We start from the raw sequence: 255 nt of genomic DNA on the forward strand, positions 1-255 counted from the left end.
GATTAAAGCGATTGTAAGCAGTTTGCCAAGGACAAAATTCTTGGGGAATATCCCGCCATGTGGCGCCTGTACGCAGTTTCCATAAGATCGCTTCCATGATATTTCTACTATTCTTTGAACAGTAGCACCCATGTAATCGCATAGTATCTTGAATTTTCTGCCAGATATCATCGGTAAGAAGAGTGCGTGCCATTGAAAATGTAGAAATAAAAATAACTCAAAGGAGGATTTTAAGTATTTAAAACCAATTCTTCA

1 protein-coding gene is annotated in these 255 nt (G+C 37.6%); it reads right to left on the reverse strand.

The features are described 5' to 3' along the window. Positions 1-193 (reverse strand): transposase (locus E2K52_RS14995; protein ID WP_151205750.1); only part of this gene is annotated, 193 nt, incomplete at its 3' end. Positions 194-255: the final 62 nt, after the last annotated feature.

This window comes from Acinetobacter sp. RF14B, from assembly GCF_006864105.1.
Classification (GTDB): Bacteria; Pseudomonadota; Gammaproteobacteria; order Pseudomonadales; family Moraxellaceae; genus Acinetobacter; species Acinetobacter lwoffii_C.